This is a genomic window from Cyanobacteria bacterium GSL.Bin1, from assembly GCA_009909085.1.
Classification (GTDB): domain Bacteria; phylum Cyanobacteriota; class Cyanobacteriia; order Cyanobacteriales; family Rubidibacteraceae; genus Halothece.
Genome location: JAAANX010000071.1, coordinates 25,344 through 33,217, shown reverse-complemented (window position 1 = coordinate 33,217; position 7,874 = coordinate 25,344). Strand labels below are relative to the sequence as shown.

7 protein-coding genes are annotated in these 7,874 nt (G+C 45.5%); 2 read left to right on the top strand and 5 right to left on the bottom strand.

All coding sequences use genetic code 11. The annotated features are described in order from the left end of the window. Positions 1-129: 129 nt before the first annotated feature. Positions 130-1,323: a glutathione S-transferase gene (locus tag GVY04_09060; GenBank protein ID NBD16279.1), complete on the top strand. Its 1,194-nt coding sequence runs from the start codon at positions 130-132 to the stop codon at positions 1,321-1,323. A gap of 111 nt (positions 1,324-1,434) precedes the next feature. Here the strand turns inward: GVY04_09060 and GVY04_09055 are convergent, their stop codons facing one another. Further along, complete coding sequence (locus GVY04_09055; GenBank protein NBD16278.1) at positions 1,435-2,754, bottom strand: hydantoinase/carbamoylase family amidase; 1,320 nt, start codon at positions 2,752-2,754, stop codon at positions 1,435-1,437. Positions 2,755-2,855: 101 nt separating this feature from the next. On the opposite strand from GVY04_09055, the gene GVY04_09050 reads away from it, so the two are divergent. Further along, entirely contained in the window at positions 2,856-3,242 is a 387-nt protein-coding gene (locus GVY04_09050) for a gamma-glutamylcyclotransferase (protein ID NBD16277.1), read from the top strand. 22 nt (positions 3,243-3,264) lie between these two features. Here GVY04_09050 and puuE read toward each other — a convergent pair whose 3' ends face one another. The 4 genes from puuE to GVY04_09030 all read right to left on the bottom strand — a co-directional run bounded on the left by puuE (position 3,265) and on the right by GVY04_09030 (position 7,775). After that, on the bottom strand, positions 3,265-4,176 hold the full coding sequence (gene puuE / locus GVY04_09045) for an allantoinase PuuE (protein NBD16276.1): 912 nt from the start codon (positions 4,174-4,176) through the stop codon (positions 3,265-3,267). Positions 4,177-4,337: 161 nt separating this feature from the next. After that, positions 4,338-5,018, bottom strand: coding sequence for an FCD domain-containing protein (locus GVY04_09040; protein NBD16275.1), 681 nt, complete (start codon positions 5,016-5,018; stop codon positions 4,338-4,340). A gap of 15 nt (positions 5,019-5,033) precedes the next feature. Next, complete coding sequence (locus GVY04_09035; protein NBD16274.1) at positions 5,034-5,591, bottom strand: antibiotic biosynthesis monooxygenase; 558 nt, start codon at positions 5,589-5,591, stop codon at positions 5,034-5,036. A gap of 129 nt (positions 5,592-5,720) precedes the next feature. Further along, the gene (locus GVY04_09030) at positions 5,721-7,775 is read right to left on the bottom strand and encodes a WYL domain-containing protein (GenBank protein ID NBD16273.1); all 2,055 of its coding nucleotides are present in this window, start codon (positions 7,773-7,775) and stop codon (positions 5,721-5,723) included. Positions 7,776-7,874 lie beyond the last annotated feature (99 nt).

Below are 7,874 nucleotides of genomic sequence, written 5' to 3'. Positions count from 1 at the left end.
ATATTTGGAATCTGCTTTTGTCAAAATTGCTAGCTTAGAGAAAGATTTTTGGCAAATGGCATACAAGAATTAGTCATTAGTCATTAGTCATTAGTCATTAGTCATTAGTGATTTAATTAAGGGCAAAAAATGCAAGCACTGAGTTGGGAAGAATTACAAGCCCGGACAAATTTTGAAATTGATCGCATTAATGGACCAACCAATGCGCAATCGCGTTTACGTTTATTTGGGCAAAATGAATCGGATGTGCGAGTAACCTTATACCGCGATCATCATGCGTGGTGTCCTTACTGTCAAAAGGTTTGGTTATGGTTAGAAGAAAAGCAAATTCCCTATCGTGTGGAAAAGGTCACGATGTTTTGTTATGGGGAAAAAGAACCTTGGTATAAGCGAATTGTTCCTTCAGGGATGTTACCAGCGTTGAAACTTGATGATCGTTTGCTGACGGAAAGTGATGATATTTTAAGTACGCTTGAGCAGACGTTTGGGACGCTGGGTTATAGTATGAATGATCCCAGCAGTATTGCCCTACGGAAGTTAGAACGACTGTTGTTTCGGGCGTGGTGTAGCTGGCTATGTGTTCCTGCGCGATCGCGCCGTGAAGACCATCGCAACCGCCAACAGTTTACGGATGTGGTCGCCCAAGTTGAGGATGCGCTACAACAAACCTCAGGTCCTTATTTTCGAGAAATGTTTAGCATTATTGATATTATTTTTACGCCCTTTCTGGAACGGATGAACGCCAGCTTGTTCTATTACAAAGGGTATTCTTTACGGGAAGAAAACCCTCAATTGGGTTTATGGTTTGATGGGATGGAACAGCGATCCACCTATCGGGGAACCCAAAGCGATTTTCATACCCACGTTCATGATTTACCCCCGCAAATGGGCGGTTGTTATGCTAATGATGAACCGCAAACGAAATTGAATCAAGCGCGGGTGGATCAAGGTCCTTGGTTTGGTTTACCAGACGCAATGTATCCGGAACCGAAAACTTCTCGGGAAGAGGCGCTGCAGCGAGTGCTGAAGCATCGCGAGAACTTGCTGAAAGTGAACCCTGCTTCAGAAGACTTATTTGGGGAAGCCTTACGTTGTGCCTTAACCAATCTGATGACAGGTGAAGTCTGTTCTCCTCCTGCTGGATCAGCATCTGCATTAAGATATTTGCGCGATCGCGTGAGTGTTCCTAGGGATATGTCCATTTATGCGGCGAAACGGTTGCGAGAAGCCTTAGAAAAAACTGCCAGCTTGGCGGGAGATGAACCAGGAACCCCTATTCCTGTGCGGCATCGGCGCGATCAAGATCCCGCTCATTTTGTTTGAAATTGATCACATTATATATATGACTAAAGTTCATTTTGACCATGCCTAGAAACATTCGTGAACTCAAACAAGACTGCTATATAACTCGCCCCTTAATGTACCTCAAGATCCTTATTGATCAGCGGATGTCTTTACTTGCTTCGAGGATTGAACAGTTTCTTTCTGTTTCGAGACAGCTTTTCCAGAAACGCCATAATGACGATCCAATTCCATCATGGTTCGTAGCAGGACATTGGCCCCACGGACACAGTCTTCGGGAGACGTGTATTCCTCAGCGTTATGACTTAACCCCGCTTCACTGGGGACAAAAATCATTCCCATATCCGTCACTTTTGCCATTTCTTGCGCGTCATGACTGGCGCGACTCAACAGGTGGGTATGGTTCAAAGCCAGTTCGTCACAGGCTTTGCTAATGGCAGATTGGATATGAGATTGCGCCGCAGCGGGAATCACATTCAGTGCCGGTTGCATCCCGATTTGAGTATCGGTTTCAGCAGCAATTTTTGCAGCGCGATCGCGCACTTGTTCTAATAAGTAATCTAAATGGTCAGCAGATAAATCCCGGATATCTAAGCTCATTTCCACTAACCCGGGGACGGCGTTGACCGTATTGGGATAGGCTTGCATCCGCCCCACCGTTGCCACTTGTTCCCCGCCAGAATTGGCAATTTCGTTAATGGCAACCGTCAGTTTTGCTGCTGCTAGCAGGGCATCTCGACGGCAATTCATGGGGGTGGTTCCAGCATGGTTCGCTTCCCCTTGCACGGCAATATTAAAGCGCCGTTGACCGACAATCCCTTTTACGACACCAATACTAACGCCTGCTTTTTCTAAAACCGGACCTTGTTCGACGTGCAATTCCACAAAAGCAGCTAAATCTTGGGCGGTGCGTCGGGCTTGCTGAATCTTTTCCCAACGTCCCCCCACTCGCTCTAAACAGGTATAAATATCGGTTCCATCGTCGCGCCGATACGTTGCCGGATCGGCAACAACACTACCGGAAATGGCTTTCGAGCCAATCATACTCCCTTCTTCATCGGTAAAGACAATTACTTCTAGGGAATGGTTGAGTTGGATTTCATTTTCGTGGAGAACCCGCACCATTTCAATGCCGGCAAGGACACCATAGCTCCCATCATAACGTCCGCCCCGAGGAACGGTATCAATATGAGATCCGGTGGCTAAAGCCGGGGCATCGGTCATTTTACCGGGATAGCGACCAATAATATTACCAGCCGTATCCACCCGGAGAGTCATTCCGGCTTCTTGCATCCACTGTTTGACCTGTTCGCGAGCGCTAATATCTTCATCGCTGTAGGCAATGCGTCGAATCCCACCATCGGGAAGCGCACCAATGTGAGCGAGTTGGTCAATACTGCGTAAAAAACGATTTTGATTGATTTCTAAGTTTTGCTTTAATTCAAATTTCATCACGATAAAAAAGAAATAAAAATTATGTTTTTATTGCGGCTTAACTAAGATTAATGGTATAAAAATAAGAGTGATTGTTTTTGTATTTTATTTGACAAAATATGAAGAAAGTTTTTATTTGTGGCTCCGCTTTGCGAGGACAACCGGATAACAAGAATTTGCGCGGTGCGAGGTTTATTAAAGAAACAAAAACAGCCCCTCAATATCGGCTCCATGCGGTAAAAAATGGCTGGCATCCTGGAATTTATGCGGTGGAAACAGGGGGGATTTCTATTCCGGGAGAATTGTATGAAATGAGCGATACAGATTACGAATATTTACTCTCACAAGAACCGCCGAATATGTATCCAGAAACGGTGGAATTAGAAGGAAGAGAAAGCGCGATCGCGATGCTCTATCCTCGCCAACTCATTGAGGAAGAAAACTGGCCCGATATTTCTAAATTTGGTGGCTGGGTTGCCTACAAAAATGCAATGATTAGTCATTAGTCATTAGTCATTTGTTATTTATCTACTGGTCACTGGTAAAGGGATGCTTTTCTCGCCAGTGACGCGCAATATCTACCCGACGGCAAATCCAAACGCAATCGCGCTGCCCGATATAATCCAGAAAGCGCGCCAAAGCCGCAATGCGCCCCGGACGACCGACCAGGCGACAGTGTAACCCAATACTCATCATTTTCGGAGCAACTTCTCCCTCTAGATAGAGAGTGTCAAAGGCATCACGCAAATAGGTAAAAAACTGCTCACCGGAATTAAATCCTTGTGCCGTGGCAAAGCGCATATCGTTGTTATCGAGGGTATAGGGAATCACTAAATGCGGTTTTTCGCCTTCCACTACCCAGTAAGGCAAGTCATCAGCATAGCTATCGGCATCGTAAAGAAAGCCCCCTTCTTCGACCACGAGACGGCGGGTGTGCGGGCTATTTCTTCCGGTGTACCAACCGAGAGGGCGACTGCCAGTAACTTGGGTATGAATCGCGATCGCGCGCTGCAAGTGTTCCCGTTCGGCTGCTTCCGTAAAATACTGATAATCAATCCAGCGGTAGCCATGACTGGCAATTTCCCAACCTGCTTCTGTCATGGCTTGCACTGCTTCCGGATTGCGTTCTAATGCCATCGCAACCCCATAAACCGTCACGGGGAGGTTATAGCGAGAAAAGAGGCGATGTAACCGCCAAAACCCCGCACGAGAGCCATATTCATAACAAGACTCCACATTCAGGTTGCGCATTCCCTTTAAAGGCGCTGCACCAATGACTTCTGAGAGAAATGCCTCAGAGTGAGAGTCACCGTGAAGAATGCAATTTTCTCCCCCTTCTTCGTAGTTGATGACAAACTGCACCGCAATTCTGGCTTGATTAGGCCATTTCGGATCAGGAGGGTTTGCGCCGTAGCCGATAAAATCTCTAGTATTGGTCATTGGTTATTAGTCATTAGTCATTGGTCATTGGTCATTGGTCATTGGTCATTGGTCATTGGTCATTAGTTATTAGTTATTAGTTATTGGTTATTAGTCATTGGTCATTGGTCATTAGTTATTGACTGGCTTGTCAATACCAAGGATAGAGTACGAAGAACTGATCACTGCAATAGTCCTGCAACTCGCTCTTTACTAGCTTCTAAATGCTCTTGAATGGCGGTTTGGGCTGCTTCTCCATCCCGAGATAATAGAGTTTCGTAGATTTTGCGATGTTCACTGCGAATTTCGAGGACATCGGGTTTTCTCTCCGTGGTTTGCACTCTCAGCAAGGTCATTTGATCAAAAGAGCGCATCAATAACTCCAAAAGATGCCTATTTCTTGCACTTTGCGCGATCGCGCGATGAAAACTGTAGTCAATGTCCAGTAAAACCCCTCGCGTTACCTGAGACGAATCTTCCATGGCAAGTAACGTTTCAGCACGAATCACCCAAGCCCCAATTTTTTCCAGCTCGTCTGCCGTCGCATTTTGGCAAGCCTCTCGCACCGCCAGCAATTCGAGAGCTAAACGACAATCATAAAGCTGTCGGGCATCTTCTGCCGATAACCTAGGCACAATTAATCCCCCTCTTTGATCGGTTGTTAATAAACTCTCCCGTTGCAGTTGTCGCAAGGATTCCCGAATCGGCGTGCGACTAACTTGTAATTTTTCTGCCAGTTGGGTTTCTACCAGGCGCTCACCAGGGGCAAACTCTCCTGTGAGAATGAGTTGACGTAGGGCTTGGTAAGCTTGTTGATAAAGGGAAGACGATCGCGCTAAACCCAGAGATGAAGACAAAATAATTCCTCCTAAATAACGTCAATTTTGTCGATTTTGTGGCTGTGTAAATAACCAAGACGACAGCACCTGCGTTAAAGTTGGCAAAATAAGATAAGTAATCAAACTGACTTGAATACAAACCACGAGAAAGTCCCGTAATAGCGTTGGTAAAGGGAGTACCATCAACAAACGCTCCAATTGCGGGGCTAGTAATTGCGTTAACGTAAAAACGGTTAATGCGAGTAAGATTGCCATTTTATAGCGAGGAGGGCTAGTGGGTGTTTTCGGCGTAAACCATAAAGCCAACCCCCGATGTTGCTGCATTTGGCTTTCGCCAACACTGAGGGCTTCCACTTGTGCCAATAACTGCTTGCGGATCAATGAGTCTTGCCACTGTACGAGACTCGGGTAAGAATCAAAACGCAGAATAATCGCATATTCAGGTTTTTTAGGATTACTCGGACGCATCACCGTTATTCCTTGAAAACCGGGAAACTGACTAGCAGCATACCCAATTTTTTCCTGCCAAGCCTCAAATTCTGCCTCATATCCAATTTTGACCTGCCGTGAAATAATCGCGGTTACGGGTTCACTCATAGTGACGGCTTAGTCGTTGATTGCATTATTAATTGCCACGACGTATTCCTCAATACTGTGATTGGGACTTAATATGTATACAGTATACAGTAAATTGCCAATTTTGATTTTGTTTAAGTCCCGTGTCACTCATCCTTGTCGGGTCATGGCTTGCACAATGGCTTGCCCTTGCCGTTCTAGTTTTTCTCGTAAATGATCTGGCTTAACCACTTTCGCCTTCCCGGTAAAACCCAAAATCCAACGGTGTAAATCAATATCTTGCAGTGACCACTGCGGTAAATAAACCCGAAAACGGTGAGGAAACTGGGGATCGCCCGTTTTGCGAAGGCTGAATAAAGACCGGTTTTTGCCCATGAAGTTGCGGTTGAAGGGTCGAGACATTTTCATTTGTTGCAAAGGGAAGCAGGGGAGTTCTTCACTGATTAAGACAAAACCTGTATCACTGAACCAAAGTTCAATCAGGATTTCGACTTGCTGGCGCTGAGATGCCTCAGGGCTTAGATATTGCTGTTGTTGGTTAGGGTCATTCCCTAAAAAGATGCTGCCAGAAGCTTGATAGAGCTTAAGGAGACGCTGGAGTGATTTCTGCTGAGCATTCCGGGAACGGTCTTTAGTTTGCGGTTTGCCTAAAAAGAGCTGATTAAGCCGTCCAAACTGTAGTAACCCTTTTTTTGCCCCCTGGTAATGTTCAAAGCCCAAATACCAGTTCATATTGTGGAAAATAAGCTGTAGCGGATAAGCCTGAAACGTTTTTTCCGCTGGCGAATCAAACATCTCCTGAGTCGCAAGATAACCGAGTTCTAAAAGTTGTCCTTGCGCGATCGCGCTTTCTACTGTCTCTGTATTCTTTGCCAGGGAAGCCTCGGACAGGATTGGCTGATTGATCGGATGGGCATGATGCACAGCTCGCACGGGGTACTGATCCGATTCAATTAACTTCGCGCTTTTCATCCGTTGCTCAAATTTCTCATACACCTGTAAGCCAACGGGATCATCGAAATGTTGAACTTGGGTTGCCAATAGCTGAAACACTTTAATTAAATCCGGTTGTGATAGAATTGCAGTTCCCGCAAAATATCCGCGTTTCATCGGCACCTCAGGGAGAATCCCATAAGGCTTCAAAACTTTTTCAATATCTTTGCGCAAGCGATCGCGAGAGTTATCAGTGACAAGGTTTTCTTCCCGCATCCGTTCCACTAAGCTATTTAAGGTTCCCCCTAACTCGCGCTTCCAAATAAACGGTTCTTGAATAATCAAGCGAATTGTTTGGATCAGCCGTTGAAACGGTTCTAAATCAGAATAACTATGAGTCGGTTGTTCTGAATTTTCTTGCCGCGTAATTTTGAGCTCACGGCTGAGAGCGGTAGGACCAATCACTCCATTTTCTTCTAACCATTTTAAGTCTTGCGCGATCGCGCTGGGAACGGCATAAATGGGATCGGCGATTTGACTCATAAACGCACAAATTTCATCAATTTCTGTGGGGAACTGTTTCCGGCGTTTCCCAATGACAGTTTTCACCGTTTTCGGATCTGTTTTTTGTAAATTTCCGATTCCCGGATCGGTTAACACTAAGCGAATTAAATACATTAAACGCTCAAAGTCTAATAAGTGGGAATAGGCGTGACGCGTGATGTTCTGAGTGCGATTTTGACGATTGATAACTGTCCGGGAAAATTGCGACTGCTGATACTGAAATTGCTCAATCAAGGAAGTTTTTAACTTAGGATTCAAGTCATAAACCGTGGCAAACCCTTCCGCTGCAATGGGAGGAAAGATCTTTAACGCTTCCAACATCCGATGAATTACTCCTTCGGGAACGGGATTTTGTCGCTTCCGATTCCATTGCAAACAGGTTTTGAGCGGCGTTTTGAGATGCCAACCGAACCACTCGACCTCAGAATATTGATGGAGATGCTGCAATAATCCCATTCGCCACGGACGTTTGGCATTGGTCGCATCGTAAATTACGGGATAACCGGCACTGAGATGAGTTTCAATTTGGGCGAAAACTTCCGCTTCAATCCTTGACCAATTCCCTTGAATGGTCGAATCGCCAAATAAATCCCCTCGAATCGCGTCTGTAGAAACAATCTGATAATTGGGATCGGCATCCTGAATGGCTCTTGCTAAAGTTGATTTGCCACTACTGGGACAACCGATGAGAATATGACAGAACATCATGGTTACTCGCTATTGGTTACTTGCGTTTCCGTTGTGATTTTCCCTTACCGTTGCTCCCTTACTATCCTCATCACTGTAATAGATTATCGGATTTGTATC

Excerpts from the sequence above, each read along its gene's own strand:
- GVY04_09060 (NBD16279.1), top strand. The coding sequence starts at position 130 with ATGCAAGCACTGAGTTGGGAAGAATTACAAGCCCGGACAAATTTTGAA.
- GVY04_09055 (NBD16278.1), bottom strand. The coding sequence starts at position 2,754 with ATGAAATTTGAATTAAAGCAAAACTTAGAAATCAATCAAAATCGTTTT.
- GVY04_09050 (NBD16277.1), top strand. The coding sequence starts at position 2,856 with ATGAAGAAAGTTTTTATTTGTGGCTCCGCTTTGCGAGGACAACCGGAT.
- puuE (NBD16276.1), bottom strand. The coding sequence starts at position 4,176 with ATGACCAATACTAGAGATTTTATCGGCTACGGCGCAAACCCTCCTGAT.
- GVY04_09035 (NBD16274.1), bottom strand. The coding sequence starts at position 5,591 with ATGAGTGAACCCGTAACCGCGATTATTTCACGGCAGGTCAAAATTGGA.
- GVY04_09030 (NBD16273.1), bottom strand. The coding sequence starts at position 7,775 with ATGATGTTCTGTCATATTCTCATCGGTTGTCCCAGTAGTGGCAAATCA.